The sequence below is a fragment of the Ruegeria sp. CDSA079 genome (assembly GCF_059612245.1).
In genome coordinates, this window is record NZ_JBXWQF010000021.1 from 58,289 (window position 1) to 72,938 (window position 14,650).

General features: G+C 57.7%; 15 protein-coding genes. 7 read left to right on the plus strand and 8 right to left on the minus strand.

The genetic code is table 11. The features are described from left to right. Positions 1-32: 32 nt before the first annotated feature. Positions 33-1,547, minus strand: coding sequence for a DUF2125 domain-containing protein (locus tag AC2FJZ_RS18450; RefSeq protein WP_496779470.1), 1,515 nt, complete (start codon positions 1,545-1,547; stop codon positions 33-35). Positions 1,548-1,686: 139 nt separating this feature from the next. Between AC2FJZ_RS18450 and AC2FJZ_RS18455 the strand changes: the two genes are divergently transcribed. From AC2FJZ_RS18455 to AC2FJZ_RS18465, 3 genes are read left to right on the plus strand one after another with little or no spacing between them, the layout of a single operon-like run. Further along, positions 1,687-2,430, plus strand: coding sequence for an SDR family oxidoreductase (locus AC2FJZ_RS18455; RefSeq protein WP_496670126.1), 744 nt, complete (start codon positions 1,687-1,689; stop codon positions 2,428-2,430). After that, complete coding sequence (locus AC2FJZ_RS18460) at positions 2,427-3,035, plus strand: enoyl-CoA hydratase/isomerase family protein (protein WP_496779472.1); 609 nt, start codon at positions 2,427-2,429, stop codon at positions 3,033-3,035. The genes AC2FJZ_RS18455 and AC2FJZ_RS18460 overlap by 4 nt, the downstream gene beginning before the upstream one ends. Then, positions 3,032-3,769 (plus strand): VOC family protein, encoded by a 738-nt coding sequence (locus AC2FJZ_RS18465; protein ID WP_496779473.1) that lies wholly within the window; start codon positions 3,032-3,034, stop codon positions 3,767-3,769. The genes AC2FJZ_RS18460 and AC2FJZ_RS18465 overlap by 4 nt, the downstream gene beginning before the upstream one ends. Here the strand turns inward: AC2FJZ_RS18465 and AC2FJZ_RS18470 are convergent, their stop codons facing one another. Continuing rightward, positions 3,770-4,066, minus strand: coding sequence for an HNH endonuclease (locus AC2FJZ_RS18470; protein ID WP_496779475.1), 297 nt, complete (start codon positions 4,064-4,066; stop codon positions 3,770-3,772). 48 nt (positions 4,067-4,114) lie between these two features. On the opposite strand from AC2FJZ_RS18470, the gene AC2FJZ_RS18475 reads away from it, so the two are divergent. Next, on the plus strand, positions 4,115-5,296 hold the full coding sequence (locus tag AC2FJZ_RS18475) for a TIGR03862 family flavoprotein (RefSeq protein ID WP_496779477.1): 1,182 nt from the start codon (positions 4,115-4,117) through the stop codon (positions 5,294-5,296). Position 5,297: 1 nt separating this feature from the next. Here AC2FJZ_RS18475 and holA read toward each other — a convergent pair whose 3' ends face one another. The 4 genes from holA to AC2FJZ_RS18495 form a co-directional block, all read right to left on the minus strand. Next, complete coding sequence (holA, locus tag AC2FJZ_RS18480; RefSeq protein ID WP_496779479.1) at positions 5,298-6,326, minus strand: DNA polymerase III subunit delta; 1,029 nt, start codon at positions 6,324-6,326, stop codon at positions 5,298-5,300. Then, positions 6,323-6,826, minus strand: coding sequence for an LPS assembly lipoprotein LptE (gene lptE / locus AC2FJZ_RS18485; protein WP_496779481.1), 504 nt, complete (start codon positions 6,824-6,826; stop codon positions 6,323-6,325). Before lptE ends, holA begins: the two co-directional genes overlap by 4 nt. Next, entirely contained in the window at positions 6,813-9,368 is a 2,556-nt protein-coding gene (leuS, locus tag AC2FJZ_RS18490) for a leucine--tRNA ligase (protein WP_496779483.1), read from the minus strand. Before leuS ends, lptE begins: the two co-directional genes overlap by 14 nt. A 72-nt stretch (positions 9,369-9,440) precedes the next feature. Next, positions 9,441-9,926: a DUF3576 domain-containing protein gene (locus tag AC2FJZ_RS18495; RefSeq protein ID WP_496779491.1), complete on the minus strand. Its 486-nt coding sequence runs from the start codon at positions 9,924-9,926 to the stop codon at positions 9,441-9,443. A 281-nt stretch (positions 9,927-10,207) separates the two neighbouring features. On the opposite strand from AC2FJZ_RS18495, the gene AC2FJZ_RS18500 reads away from it, so the two are divergent. Beyond that, entirely contained in the window at positions 10,208-11,230 is a 1,023-nt protein-coding gene (locus tag AC2FJZ_RS18500) for a porin (RefSeq protein WP_496670065.1), read from the plus strand. A gap of 101 nt (positions 11,231-11,331) precedes the next feature. Next, the gene (locus tag AC2FJZ_RS18505; RefSeq protein WP_496670064.1) at positions 11,332-11,991 is read left to right on the plus strand and encodes a YggS family pyridoxal phosphate-dependent enzyme; all 660 of its coding nucleotides are present in this window, start codon (positions 11,332-11,334) and stop codon (positions 11,989-11,991) included. Here the strand turns inward: AC2FJZ_RS18505 and AC2FJZ_RS18510 are convergent. Together AC2FJZ_RS18510 and ribA are read right to left on the minus strand one after the other, a co-directional pair. Beyond that, positions 11,975-12,475 (minus strand): L,D-transpeptidase family protein, encoded by a 501-nt coding sequence (locus AC2FJZ_RS18510; protein WP_496779485.1) that lies wholly within the window; start codon positions 12,473-12,475, stop codon positions 11,975-11,977. The two genes, AC2FJZ_RS18505 and AC2FJZ_RS18510, sit on opposite strands and share 17 nt — an antisense overlap. Further along, the gene (gene ribA / locus AC2FJZ_RS18515; RefSeq protein ID WP_050604930.1) at positions 12,472-13,563 is read right to left on the minus strand and encodes a GTP cyclohydrolase II; all 1,092 of its coding nucleotides are present in this window, start codon (positions 13,561-13,563) and stop codon (positions 12,472-12,474) included. Before ribA ends, AC2FJZ_RS18510 begins: the two co-directional genes overlap by 4 nt. A 162-nt stretch (positions 13,564-13,725) precedes the next feature. On the opposite strand from ribA, the gene AC2FJZ_RS18520 reads away from it, so the two are divergent. Beyond that, positions 13,726-14,412, plus strand: a complete 687-nt coding sequence (locus tag AC2FJZ_RS18520; protein WP_496779487.1) for a response regulator transcription factor — start codon at positions 13,726-13,728, stop codon at positions 14,410-14,412. Positions 14,413-14,650 lie beyond the last annotated feature (238 nt).

The following is a 14,650-nucleotide window of genomic DNA, read 5'->3' on the forward strand; positions in this document are numbered from 1 at the left end:
GGGCCGTAAGATACACGGCCCTTTTTCAAACTTTACTTGATGCGCTGGCCATTTGCCAGAATCTGACCATCTTCGGTGAATTCGATGGTTGAATTCAATGTGTCCGGTTCTTCGCCCGGAACCGCCATCAGACCCATCATCATCCGGGCACCCAAGGCGTCGTTATCCGAAATGATGCCCATGCTGATCAGGGTGTCGATCAACTGGTTGGCACCGACAAGTTTCAGGTTCGCAACGCCGCTTGGGCTGGGCAAGCCATCAAATTCTTCGGTGTTCGAGTTGTCGAACGCAAAATCGCCGTCACCTGTCAGTTTTGCACCGACCAGAGACACCAGCAGTTCATTGATTTTCAGAGAATGCAGTTCACCCGGAGCTTCTTCTGTCTCGAGGTCGATTTCAGGGTCGAAAATGTTCATCAGAACTTTCGCCGTGCCGGTCGCATCCAGCGCGATTGTCGCGGGATCACGCGGCAGCGCGCCTGCAGGATCGAAAATGCCCCACAGCACGTCTGACATCGTGAAATCGGTCAGATTGAACCCCAGACCAAACGGCTGAACCTCGTCTGACTGCTGAACCGGGAACTCAAAGTTGAGCCCGGCATTGGCCATTGAGATCTCAATCGGGAAGGGCAGGTCTGCAGTCGTTACCGCCAGCGTCGTGCTGTTTTGGTCGATATCATAGACCAGCTTTTCGGCGTCGATGGCGGCAGCAAAGCGTCCACCTTCCGAGGTGCTGTTCATCGAGAACGCCTGACCTTCGCTGGTGCCGCTCAGATCAGTGCTGCCCGAAGCATAGGTAAAGACCCCGTCGAACGCAAAACCGGCTTCGTAAAACGCTTGCGGGTCAGAAAGATCAAAATCCGTCGGAAATACGTTTTCGCCCTCGAACGCCAGTTGGTCCAGTTGACCGTTAATCAGGCCAGTTTCGCCGCTTTCGGGATCCTGAAAGCTCATGTTGTAGGTCAGGCTGGCTGCGTTGAATGTCTGGGTGAGATCACGGTTTTCACCGATCTGCATCCGCGAGCTACCGGTCAGATCATCGGCCTCAACCGCCAGGTCAAAGACGTCATCCGGAACTGCCTCGCCGTCAACCTCGACCGAGTCCAGTGACACACCGAGCGTATCGGCGGTGTAGTCATAGGTCATGTCTTCGGGCGTACCCGAGGCGACCATATTCAATTGGCTGTGAGAGTAAGTCACGGTAGCCGCAAAGTCGCCTTCTTCGGCTTGACCGGTGACTCTCATGGGAAAGTTCTCGGGTACTCCAATCGTCACGGTTCCGTCACCGTTTTCGGTCAGCGTCATCTCGGGCATGACCATCTGGAATTGCCCATCTTTTTCGGGCAGAGCCATCGAAAGCGTCATGTTTGAAATCGTGGTCACACCGCCCGCCGAGCTTTCGTCGCCAGTGATGGTGTAGCCCATCGAGGTGAAATAGCCTTGCCAGTTGGACCAGACATCATCAGCCGTCAGGTCGGCAAACGCAACCTGAGTGGCAACGGCATAGGCCAAAGCTGCACCACAGCTGCGGCGGAGGAAAACGGACATAAGGTAACCCTTCTTGATCAATTTGTGGCGCATGGTCGGGTTTGTGGCGGGTATCGTCAAGGGGCAAGGGCTGGACCCTTTCCCCGTTTCCGCGCTACGGCTGTTGCCGACAGCAATTGCAACGCGTGAGGAGGGGCAGATGCAGGGTAAAACGGTTCTTATTACAGGGGCTAGCCGGGGAATCGGGGCTGAGGCAGGGCGCGTTTTTGCCGCAGCCGGAGCCAATGTGGCCCTGGTGGCGCGCAGCCACGATCAGATCGATGCTCTGGCAGCGGCCTTGGGCGATCAGGCTATCGCTTTAGCGTGTGATGTCAGCGACTTCGCACAGGTCGAGCAGGCCGTGGCCACCTGTGTGGATCACTTCGGCGGGTTGGACGTTCTGATCGGCAATGCCGGTGTGATCGACCCGATCTTTCATCTCGCGAATGCTGATACAGAGGCATGGAGCAAGGCCATCGACATCAACCTCAAAGGTATCTTTTACGGGATGCGCGCTGCCTTGCCGATCATGCGGGCCGCTGGCGGAGGGAGCATTCTCACCATTTCGTCCGGGGCAGCGTCGAATCCGGTTGAGGCGTGGAGCCACTATTGCACGTCCAAGGCCGGGGCCAAAATGCTTACGGAATGCTTGCATCTGGAAGAGGCCCATAATGGCATTCGCGCCATGGGTCTGTCACCGGGAACCGTGGCCACGGATATGCAGCGGTCAATCAAGGCCAGCGGCATCAACCCGGTCAGCCAGCTGGATTGGGATATTCACATCCCCGCAGATTGGCCTGCACGAACGCTGCTCTGGATGTGTTCCGATGATGCGAATGAGTTTTTGGGCACCGAAATCTCGCTGCGGTTGGAGGATATCCGCAAACGGGTTGGGCTAATATGATCAATCTGACCAAAGTGGATGGCCTGTGGACCGTCACGATCAACAACCCGGACAAGGCCAACGCTTTGACGGGGGCCATGCTGACAGAGCTGGCCGAGATCGCCGAAGCCGCGACTGAAGCGAAGGCGTTGATCCTGACAGGTGCGGGCAAGGTGTTCAGTGCCGGTGCCGATCTTGACGAGGCGCGTGCCGGTCTGGCCACGTCGGATGTCTGGGAGCGCCTGTCTGGCGCCATCGCGGCGCTGCCCTGCCTGACCGTTGCGGCGTTGAACGGCACTTTGGCTGGCGGGGCCAACGGAATGGCTCTGGCCTGTGACCTGCGCATCGCGGTGCCCTCGGCCAAGTTTTTCTATCCGGTGATGAAACTGGGATTTCTACCGCAACCCTCCGATCCAAAGCGGTTGGCGGTTTTGGTCGGACCGGCCCGTACCAAGCTGATTCTGATGGCGGGTCAGAAAATCACCGCACAAGAGGCGTATGCGTTTGGTTTGGTGGACCGGATTGTCGAGGCTGACCACCTGATGCAAACCGCACGCGATCTGGTGACGGATAGCGTCAACGCCGACCCGAAGATTACCGCCGGAATCGCAAGGTTGTGTTCATGAGGATGTCAGCCTTGCGCCTTCGGGTCGGTGATCCGGACCGGCTGGCCGCGTTCTACCGTGACATGCTGAGGATGTCGGTCCGCAGTGAGGGTCTGAACCATCGCGTTGGTTATGAAGGCCAGGATGCGGATCTGCTGCTGTTGCCGGGCGGCGGCGGGTACACCCACGACCGAGGTCAGCGCTATTGGAAGATCGGCATCACCGTGCCGGATGTTGACCTTGCTGTCGCCCATCTGCGCAAGTGCGGTGTGTCGGTCAGTGATCCGAACCAGTTTCTGGATATCGGGTATATGTGCCATCTTGCCGACCCCGAAGGGTTCGTCATCGAGCTGCTGCAACAGGATTTCGAAGGCAACCGCCCTCCGCAAGCCGCTGATCCCGATGCGCCGTTTGCGCAGGCCCGGATCGGTCAGATCACCTTACGAACCGGGGATATCGCCTCCGAAGACTTGCTTTGGCGCGCGCAAGGTATGTCGTTATTGTCGATGCAAGAGGTTGCTCCATACGGCTTTGACCTGCATTTCTATGCCTTTACGCAGGAAACGCCTCCGAATCCCGATCTGTGGGCGGTTGAAAACCGCGAATGGCTTTGGAAGCGACCTTATACAACGCTGGAATTTCAGCACGTTGCGGGGGCTCAATTCGCGCCTGTGCCAGATTATCAGGGCATTGAAATCGAAGGCATGTCTAAATCTCTGACCGATGCCTTTGGCGACCCGATCCTTCCGGGCTGATCACCGTACGCGCCGTTTTCCCGGAACTTTCGAACGAAAGCCGGGCGGGCGTTTTCGGACCCAGTTCAGGAACTTTTCAAGCCTTGGATGCGCGCGCAGGGCCTCGACCGTGTAGTAGTTGCGCGCCAGTTCGGCCTCGGTCAGGGTGGCATGGACTTCTTTGTGGCAGATCTGATGCAACAGAACCGTTGGTCCGCCCTTGCCTCCTTTGAGTTTTGGGATCAGATGATGCAGGCTGCCGCCTCCGTCGGGGATTGGGCGGTCGCAAAGCGGGCAGATCGGATCGCTGTTCGTCATGATGGTTTGAAACTTGCGCCTAAGAACGGCGAAGGCAAGAGGATGTGAATGGCGCAGGCAGTGGTGATCGGAGCAGGCCCCGCCGGGTTGATGGCCGCCGAGCAACTGGCTGCCGCAGGGCATTCTGTGCTGGTGGCCGAGGCCAAGCCGTCAGTCGCGCGCAAGTTTTTGATGGCTGGAAAATCTGGGCTGAACCTAACCAAGGACGAGCCATTCGACACCCTGATCCAATCTTATGGCGAGGCTGCGGATTGGTTGCAGCCGATGATTTCCGCTTTCGATGCCGAAGCGGTGCAGCATTGGGCGCGTGATCTGGGCCAGCCCTTGTTCACAGGCTCAACCGGTCGGGTTTTTCCCAAGGCTATGAAGGCCTCACCCCTTTTGCGGGCCTGGCTGGCCCGGTTGGGCGATGCAAGGGTCGATGTCAAAACCCGCTGGCGCTGGACAGGCTGGGAAGGTCAGGCGCTGATGTTCGACACCCCGGACGGGAAGCAAGGCGTTTCGGCAGATGCCGTCGTGCTGGCGTTGGGCGGGGCAAGCTGGGCGCGCCTTGGCTCGGACGGTCAATGGACCCACGTTCTTGCCAGCAGAGGTGTAGCTCTGGCTCCTTTCGAGCCTGCAAATTCAGCTTTGTCCGTTGAATGGAGCTCTCACATGCAGCCGCATTTGGGGGCAGCGTTGAAATCTGTTCGGTGGATGGCAGGCGATTTTAAAAGCCGCGGGGAAGCCGCGATTTCTGCAAAAGGGCTGGAGGGCGGCGGGCTGTATACACTCACCCCGGCCTTGCGCGCAGGGCTGCCGTTGTTTGTGGATTTGGTGCCCGAATTGGATCAGCAGATTCTACAAGCGCGCTATGCCGCGAAACGGTCGAAAGCCACCCTGTCGCAGTGGTTGAGGAAGTCGCTGAACCTGTCCCCTCAGAAAGTCGCGTTGTTTCACGAGATGGCGAAACGCAGCGGCGTAACTCAGTCCGATCAGGTTGCCGCGTTGAAGAGCCTGCCCATCCTGCACGCGGGTCTGCGTCCGATGGACGAAGCAATCTCGACGGCAGGGGGCGTGAAGAGGGCGTCGTTGGATGATGGGTTAATGCTGACCGCGTTGCCGGGTGTGTTCTGCGCCGGAGAAATGCTGGATTGGGAGGCCCCCACAGGGGGTTATTTGCTGACGGCCTGTCTGGCCACCGGACGATGGGCCGGTCTTGCAGCCGCAGATTGGCTGGATAAGAAGTAGTTCAACGTGATCGCGCCAGCATCGCAAGGCGGATCATGGCGCGTTCCACCAGGGCCATGGCGGGTGCTGTTTGCCCTGCGGACCGAAGCGACAAATCCGTGTCTGTCAGAACTGTCAGCGCAGTTTGCAGTTTAGGTGCACCCCACCCCTGCGCCTGCCGCAGAATACGGTCTCGTCGCTTGCCATAAACCGGTGGGCGCAGTTTTCCGATGCCCTGTGCCGCACCGCCTGGATCAGAGGCGCAGGCATAAAGCGTGCGAAAGTGTCGGGTCGCGCCAATGCACAGTGTCACGCCATTGGTCCCCTGTGCCTGCAAGCGCCGGATCAACGGTCCGATCTCGCCCGCGCGACCATCGGCCACCACGTTTAGAACATCGTCCAACGCGGCCTCGGTCGAGCGCGGGGCGCAGGCTTCGATGTCTTCTATAGTCAAATCTGAACTGTCCCCACGTTTGTAAAGCGACAGTTTCTCAACGGTTTGGGTGAAATCACCGGGGCTAAGGCTGACGGCCAACTCGCTTATGATAGACATGACTTCGCGGGGTATGTTCTTCAGCCCCGCCGCGGCCAGAACCCGTTCCACCTCGGCGCGGGAGGGCGGGTCGTCATAGATGCCCACCGCATAAGCTGCGGGGTGTCCTTCAAACGCTTTGCGAATTTTCGAGCTGGGTTTCAGCTGCCCGGCCGTCACGATGATCTGTGCGTCTCCGGGTGCCCAATCCTCAAGCGCGGTCAGAATCGAGGGTGCTGCGGTTTCGGTGGCGTCTTCGACAAATACCGCGCGGGGTCCTGGGAAGAAACCAACGGCTTTGACCGCGTCCAACAGCAACGCGGGGTCACCGCGCAGTTCGCCACCCGGCAGGCGAGTCAGGCGCATTTCCTCTTCGGCACCGGGACCAAGCAATGCAGCCAGAACCTGCTGGCGTTTGAGTGCGACCCGCATCGCATCCGCGCCATAAATCAGCAACCCGGTTTTGTCCGCGTCCGGCTTGGTAAAATACCCATCAGCCTCGCGCGGGCTCAGCTTCATGTGGCCAGATCCAGCGTTGAATTCAGACGGTTCACGATCTGGCTCGACAGAATCACCATCAGGCGTTCTTTGGCGTCACGCTCGTCAGCCAAGGTAGAAACGGTTGAACCTGCAGCGGAATAGGCCACAAAGTCGGTAGCAGTGCCCGAAGCCACGATCTGTCCGGTTGCGTTGGACCGCAACGTATACTGGGCCCGCCCGTTAATCGTGTACCGTTGTGTTTCATTCGTCGTGGTGATCGCAGCCCCACGCGTCACGGTCGAGACCCGCACGTCCAGTTTGTACGCGCTGACCGCGTCGGCGCTGCGGCCCAGTTGCTGTTCCAGATTCTGCACCAGAAGGTAGCTGTCGACCGTGTTCGGCTCGGACACAGCAACCTTGCCGTACAACTGCGAACCCGTTCCCCCGGGCGCATAGACCGGTTGGAAGCCACAGGCGGCGCCAAGAAAACAGGCGGCCAGCGGCATCAGCAAAAGGGTTCTGCGGTTAAACAACGACATTTACGATCCGACCCGGAACTACGATCACTTTCTTGGGCGCGTTGCCATCCAGCGCCTTTTGCACAGCTTCGGTGCTGAGCGCGATTTTTTCAACCTCATCCTTTGCCAGATCCTTGGAGACGCTGATTTCCGCGCGGCGTTTTCCGTTGATCTGGATCGGTAGGGTTACCGTGTCGTCAACCAGCATCGCCTCATCGGCGACGGGCCATGGGGCAACGGCCACCAGACCTTCGCCACCCTGATGTGCCCAGATATCTTCAGCCAGATGCGGCGTCATCGGCGACATCAGCTGTGCCAGTGTTTTGATGGCCTGTTTCTGAGCCGCAGCACCCGCCTTGGATTTGGCCAGCGTATTGGTGAAGGCATAGAGCTTGGCGATGGCTGCGTTGAAGCCAAAGCTCTCTACCCCAAGAGTCACGTCGCGGATGGTCTTGTGCATCTCGCGCAGCAACTCCTGATTCCCTTCGCCCTTGGCATCGGGGTCCATCGCGCCGATTTTGTCGCACAGGTTCCAGACCCGGTTCAGGTGCTTAAACGCAGCTTCAGCACCTGCGGCAGTCCATTCCACGTCTCGCTCAGGCGGCGAATCGGACAGCACGAACCAGCGCGCGGTGTCGGCACCGAAGGCTGAGATGATGCTGACCGGGTCGACCACGTTCTTCTTGGATTTCGACATCTTGGCCGAGGGGATGATCTCGACCTCTGTGCTGTCAGCCAGTTTACCGTCGGTCACGTCCTCGGGCAGGTGATAGACCGGGCGACCGTTTTCGTCGCGCGTCTGGTAGATCTCATGAGTCACCATGCCTTGGGTGAACAACGCATCAAATGGTTCAATGGCTTTTTTCGGCAGGTGGCCAGTGATGTTCATCGCGCGTGCAAAGAATCGCGAATAAAGCAGGTGCAGAATCGCATGCTCAATACCGCCGATGTACTGATCGACATTCATCCAGTATTCGGCCTCGGCCAGATCAGTGGGCGATTCCGCGCGCGGCGCAGTGAAGCGGGCGAAATACCACGACGAATCGACGAACGTGTCCATCGTGTCGGTTTCGCGCTTGGCCGGGGCACCGCAGGAGGGGCATGAACAATCGCGCCAGGTCGGGTGGCGGTCCAGCGGATTGCCAGGGATCGAGAAGTCGATGGGTTTGCCGTTGCCTTCGTCATAGGGCAGCTCGATCGGCAGGTTTTCTTTCTTCTCAGGGACCGTGCCGCATTTCTCGCAGTGAACAACGGGAATCGGGCAGCCCCAATAACGCTGGCGGCTCAGGCCCCAGTCGCGCAGGCGGTATTTGGTGACGCCCTCGCCCCAGCCAGCCTTTTCGGCGAAGTCAACGGTTGCGTTAATCGCCTCGTCACCCGTCGCCTCGGTCAGGCCCGCGAAATGATTCCCCCAGCGGACTTTTTCAGTTTTCGGCGGGACAAAGGCGATCTTGTCGACCGGCGTGTCATCATCCAGCGCAAAGAATGTATCGACCACAGGCAGGTCATACTTGCGGCAGAAGTCGAGGTCGCGTTGGTCATGCGCCGGGCAGGCAAAGATTGCGCCGGTGCCGTAATCCATCAGGATGAAGTTCGCGATCCAGACCGGCAGTTCCCAGTTCGGGTCCAGCGGGTGCTTGACGCGGATGCCTGTGTCATATCCCAGCTTTTCGGCGGTCTCGATGGCTTCCTCGGTGGTGCCGCCCTTGCGGCACTCCGCAACGAAATCAGCAACTTCCGGGTTCTCAGCCTCGAGCTTTTTGGCAATCGGGTGATCCGGCGAGATACCAACAAAGGATGCGCCCAGCAGCGTGTCGGGGCGAGTCGTATAGACGGTGATCGGCGCGCCGCCATCGGTCCGTTCAAAACCAAATTGCAGGCCACGCGACTTGCCGATCCAGTTTTCCTGCATCAGACGTACTTTGGCGGGCCAGTTGTCCAGCGTGTCCAGCGCGTCTAAAAGTTCTTCGGAATAGTCGGAAATCTTGAAGAACCACTGTGTCAGCTCGCGCCGTTCCACCAACGCGCCCGAGCGCCAGCCGCGTCCGTTTTCCACCTGTTCGTTGGCCAGAACGGTCATATCCACCGGGTCCCAGTTCACCACGGCATTCTTGCGGTAAACCAGCCCGGACTTGAGCATATCCAGGAACAGCGCTTGCTGTTGGCCGTAATATTCCGGGTCGCAGGTGGCGAATTCGCGTGACCAGTCAATCGACAGGCCCAAGGGCTTCATCTGCCTGCGCATTTCGGCGATGTTGCCGTAAGTCCAGTCTTTCGGGTGGCCACCTATGGCCATCGCAGCATTTTCCGCAGGCATACCGAACGCATCCCAACCCATCGGATGCAGAACGTTGTGGCCGGTTGCCAGTTTGTGCCGCGCGATCACGTCACCCATCGTGTAGTTGCGCACATGCCCCATATGGATTCGGCCAGATGGATAAGGGAACATCTCAAGCACATAATACTTTGGCTTGTCCGCCTTGTGGCTGGCGGTGAAGATTCCAGCCTTGTCCCAGGCCTCTTGCCATTTTGCTTCGATTTCGTTGGCCGAATAGCGCGACATTGTGCGGTCCTTCGTGAATGAAAACGCCGGGTGTGAACCCGGCGTGGTAATATTGTGATTTTCGGCGGGTTGCTAGAACTTGTTGTCCGCGATGCGCAACTGACGCGCGCGAGAGAGGATAGCATCCTCGACCGCACGGGTGGTTGACGCGCTTACGGGAGCTCCGCCGCTGGATTGCAGCGCAACGGACAAAGATCTTGCAGCCAACGCCGGGTCGCTGATGTGGACAGTGGCGCGATACGAGCGCCCGCCGCCCGGAGGGGTGCCGTAACCCGTTACAATGACACCGGTAAACGGATCGACCTCTTGTACAGGCAGGAAGCTCAGCACATCCAGTGAGGCCGCCCATATATAGCGGTTCACATTTGTAACCTGCTCGGCTGTGCTGCGGTCGAAAATGTCCCAAATGGTCGAACGGTTGGGGTCGTTCAGTTCACGCTCGTCAGAGTTGCCGCCAGCAAGATTGGGGGAGTAGGTCGTCGAGGCGCTTTGATTCTGCCCACATGCCGAAATAGCGGCGGTCAACATGATCAATCCCAAAATCGTCGGCAGGCGCATTGTAAACAGGTCCTGTTTCACTTGTTGTGCAGTATTCAAGGGATACTCCTAGCCAAGGACCCCCGCTGCAACAACCCTATTCTTCTGAATTCCCGGTGTACTGCTGGTTTGGCGAGAAAACCGACTGTGGCATCCTTGCACCAATCTGACCTCAATGAGGCGGCAGCGTTTATGCCAAGCTTGCGCTTTGGGGGCAAAAAGAGCGAAACGGTGTCCGTGCTGAGACATATGCTGAGGCATGTGTCGAGTAGATAACTCTTTTTGAAACCGAGGGAAACAAGATGAAAAAAGTTCTCTTCGCATCGACGGCGCTGATCGCGACCGCAGGCGTTGCAGCAGCTGAAGTTAACTTCAGCGGTTACGGCCGTTTTGGTATTGGCTACGTAGAAAACCGTAGCGGTACCATTCCGAACATCTCCACTTCGGGTGGCGTGATCACCACCGTCAACTCCGCATTAGTTCAAACTGACGACGCGATCCTGGTCTCGCGTTTCCGTCTGAACATCGACGGCATCGTTGAAACCGACGGCGGCGTCCGCTTCGAAGGCCGTGTTCGTCTGCAAGCTGACGAAGACAGCAGCACCGGTGAAGCAAATGCTGCTGGCCTGAACGGCGCACGCTTCTCGGTCATCTACGGTGGTCTGCGTGTTGACGCGGGCAACGTTGCAGGTGCCTTCGACAACCTGGCAAACTACTACGGCAACGAAGTAGGTCTGGAATTGTTCGCTGGTCAGTACTCGGGCGTTAACTACAGCTTCCTGGGCTACTCGTCGACCGGTTCGGGTTCGAACGCTGTGTTCTTCCAGTACGCCGTTGGTGACTTCGCCTTTGGTGCATCGTACGATCAAGCGACCGTAGGTGTTAACGGTGCACCTGTTGACGCTGACCGCTGGGATATCAGCGCGACGTATACCTTCAACAACATCACTGCTGCTATCGCGTATGGTCAGACCGACGCTGGTATTGCTGGTGTTAGCGATCCGAGCCTGACCGTTCTGACCTTGGGTGGTGAATGGGGTGACTTCGGCGGTACTCTGTTCGTTGCAGACGACGCAACTCAGATTGCAGCAACTGACGGCACCGCATGGGGTCTGTCGGCAACCTACAACGTTGGCGCCGCAACAACCCTGATCTTCGCCTACGGTGACGGTAACGCAACTGCTGACCTGCAGCAGGTTGCTCTTGGTGCCATCTACGACCTGGGTGGCGGTGCATCGCTGCGCGGTGGTATCGGTGTAAACGACTGTGACAGCTGCGTCGACTCGACCGTCGTCGCTGACTTCGGTGCTCAGTTCAACTTCTAAGCTGATCTGAACCGTAAGGTTTAAGGGCGGGTCTTCGGGCTCGCCCTTTTCTTTTGCTCCGACTTGGTGTTTTGCTGCGCCAAAGACAGATTGAGGATCCCATGTCGCTGCAAGACATCACCGCACGTATCGCCAAAGCAGAAGCGAAATCAAAGCGCCCATCGGGCTCTGTCAAACTGATCGCCGTGTCCAAAGTGCAGCCCAATGAACGGGTGCAGGCAGTTTTGGAACAGGGGCACAGGTGTTTCGGTGAGAATCGAGTGCAAGAGGCCGCTGGCAAATGGCCAGCCTTCAAGGAACGGTTCGAAGGAATTGATCTGCACCTTATTGGCCCATTGCAGACCAACAAAGCCCGGCAGGCGATGGAGTTGTGCAACGCGATTCATTCAGTGGATCGGCCCAAACTGGCCCAAACTCTGGCACGTTTGGCACAAGAGATAGGAACCTGCCCGGACCTTTTCATTCAGGTCAACACAGGTGAGGAAGAGCAGAAGGCTGGTATTCTTCCGGCCGAAGCGGATAGCTTTATTGCAGAATGCACGGCTTTGGACCTGCCAGTGCGCGGTCTGATGTGTATCCCTCCTCTCGACGAAGAACCCACGTTACACTTTGCGCTTCTGGCGAAGATCGCGGCGCGCAACGGGCTGGAAGGATTGTCGATGGGCATGAGCGGCGATTTCGAGCAGGCCATAACCTTGGGTGCGACCCATGTACGCGTGGGTTCGGCCATCTTTGGAGAACGGGTCAAACCTCAGGAATAATCAGACGCGTTCCAATGGCAATGCGCCCCGCGATCCAGTGTAAATGGTCCCGGCGAAAGGCAATGCAGCCTTCGGTCGGATATCCGGGCCTGCGCCATTGGTGCAGGAAGATCGCTGATCCTTTGCCAGGAACGGCGTTTGGCCAGTTCCAGTCTGTCAACAAGACCAAATCGTAAAGCGGATCAGCCCGGCGCAGTCTTTCGTGACTGAAGGTATGCGGGACGGACACCATTTGATTGTAGTGGCTGTCCGAAACGTCGTCTGACCACAAGTCCTGAGGTCCAATCGGACGCGCCCAGCAATTGGGTGCCACAATCCTGTCAGCACGGTAGAGCATCCCAACAACTCGATGGTATCCGGTGGGGGTCGCCCCATCACCTTCACGCTTTGAATTGCTCAATCCCCCTTTGCCAATGGAGCAGGGGAAGGTCCTGCCCAGAAACCGAACGCCGCGCAGGGTCAGCACCAGATCGCCTGGTGTCACAGCAGATGCCCTGATTTCGCTGCTTTTGTGGCCAGATACTCCCGGTTGTGGGCAGTTTCGCCCACTTTCAAAGGCACACGTTCGGTCACAGCAATCCCCGTCCGCTCCATCATGGCGATCTTGGCGGGGTTGTTGGTCAACAGGCGTACCGAATTGAAGCCCAGGGACGTCAAAATGTCGGAACCCAATCTGAAATCCCGTTCGTCATCCTCAAAACCCAACCTGTGGTTCGCTTCGACCGTGTCAAAGCCCTGATCCTGAAGGAAATAGGCTCGCATCTTGTTGGCCAGCCCGATGCCTCGGCCTTCCTGATTGAGATACAGAAGAACGCCAGCACCCTCAGCGCCCATCTGCGCCAGAGCTCCGCGCAATTGCGGACCGCAATCGCATTTCAGGCTGCCCATCAGATCGCCCGTGAAACAGGCCGAATGTAGCCGGGCCAGCACCGGCTTGTCGCGATCCGGGCGACCGATTTCGACCGCGTAGTGTTCCTCGCCGCCATCTTCGGGGCGGAATATGTGCAAGCGACCCGCCTCGGACACTTCCATCGGAAGGCGCGCGGCAACCACCTCGTGCAGAGCACTTCGGTCTGCCAGATGAGGTACGGCGCGTGTATGATCGATACATGTCAGGCCGTGTGAGGCGGCAAATGCCCGTCCGTCCTCGACCGGTACGACGACTGCCGCAGGAAGAATTCGCGCGGATTTTGCCAGTGCAATCGCAATGCGATGCAGGTTGGCGTTGCCTTGCCGCTCGGTCATTAACGGGCCTTTCATCGGCGCGTTCAGATCGTCCGAGGGATCGGCCACCGCCTGAACCCAATTGATATCTGCATCCGCCGGAAGCGAAACCCGCGCCAAATCTCCGTCATAGGCCCGTGCCTTGAGGGTTTCGGCCCGCCGTCCTGTAATGGCCACTACCGGAGCCCCGAGGTTTTTTAGATCAGCCAGACGCTGCGGGGTAAGTGTTTCCGCTGAAACAGCAAGAACACTAAAGCCGCTATCATCGGTCAGCGCTACTGGTACACCCATGCGCAGATCAGCCCGGGCGCGGGCCAGCAATTCAGTGATATCGGGGATGAGACTCATCTATGTTACCCTGTAACGTTCAACCTTTCTCCTAGCTCTTTGGAAAGGAAATGTGAAACATTTCTGTTAACTCTGACACGAACGCGTGAAACCCTTGCAGCAAATCTTGTTGATTGCGTATTCCACGCGCAAGTGATGGAAAAGCGTTTGGAGGACCGGGAAATGGCTCAACTCAAGAAAATCCTGTTGGTGGATGATGACGAGGATCTGCGCGAGGCGCTCAGCGAGCAACTTGTTATGACCGAGGATTTCGATGTGTTCGAAGCCTTTGACGGAAGCTCGGCGATGGAACGTGCGCGCGAGGCGATTTATGATCTGGTCATTCTGGACGTGGGCCTGCCGGACACCGACGGGCGCGAGCTGTGCCGCCTGATGCGTAAACAAGGCGTAAAAAGCCCCATCCTGATGCTGACCGGTCATGACAGCGATGCTGACACAATTCTGGGACTGGATGCAGGCGCGAATGATTATGTCTCGAAACCCTTCAAGTTTCCGGTGCTTTTGGCCCGCATCCGCGCTCAGCTTCGCCAGCATGAGCAATCGGAAGATGCCGTCTTTGTGCTTGGCCCGTATACGTTCAAACCTGCGATGAAGATGCTGATCACCGAAGAAGATCGCAAAATCCGTTTGACCGAGAAGGAAACGAATATTCTCAAATTCCTGTATCGCTCGACCGACGGGGTTGTGGCACGGGATGTGCTATTGCACGAAGTTTGGGGATATAATGCCGGTGTCACCACGCATACGCTGGAAACCCATATCTATCGCCTGCGTCAGAAAATCGAACCCGATCCGTCCAATGCGCGCCTTTTGGTCACAGAATCTGGTGGATATCGGCTGGTGTCTTAACTCGTTATGGATTGATGTGGATCAAAGTGATACTCTTAAGTCATAATTTGGTTACTCCCAACCCGCGCATGTCCGGGTTATGACATGCACCTCCCTGTTGGACTGCCGGGCCGAATGGCCCGGCTTTTTTTGTCAGGGGTGGCGAGTTGAAGTCCGCTTTGAGCCTATTTTGTTGAAAAACTCGGGCTTGATCGGTTGGTAAGTTGCTGATTCAATTCTTCCTAAAGGGAGGGATCAG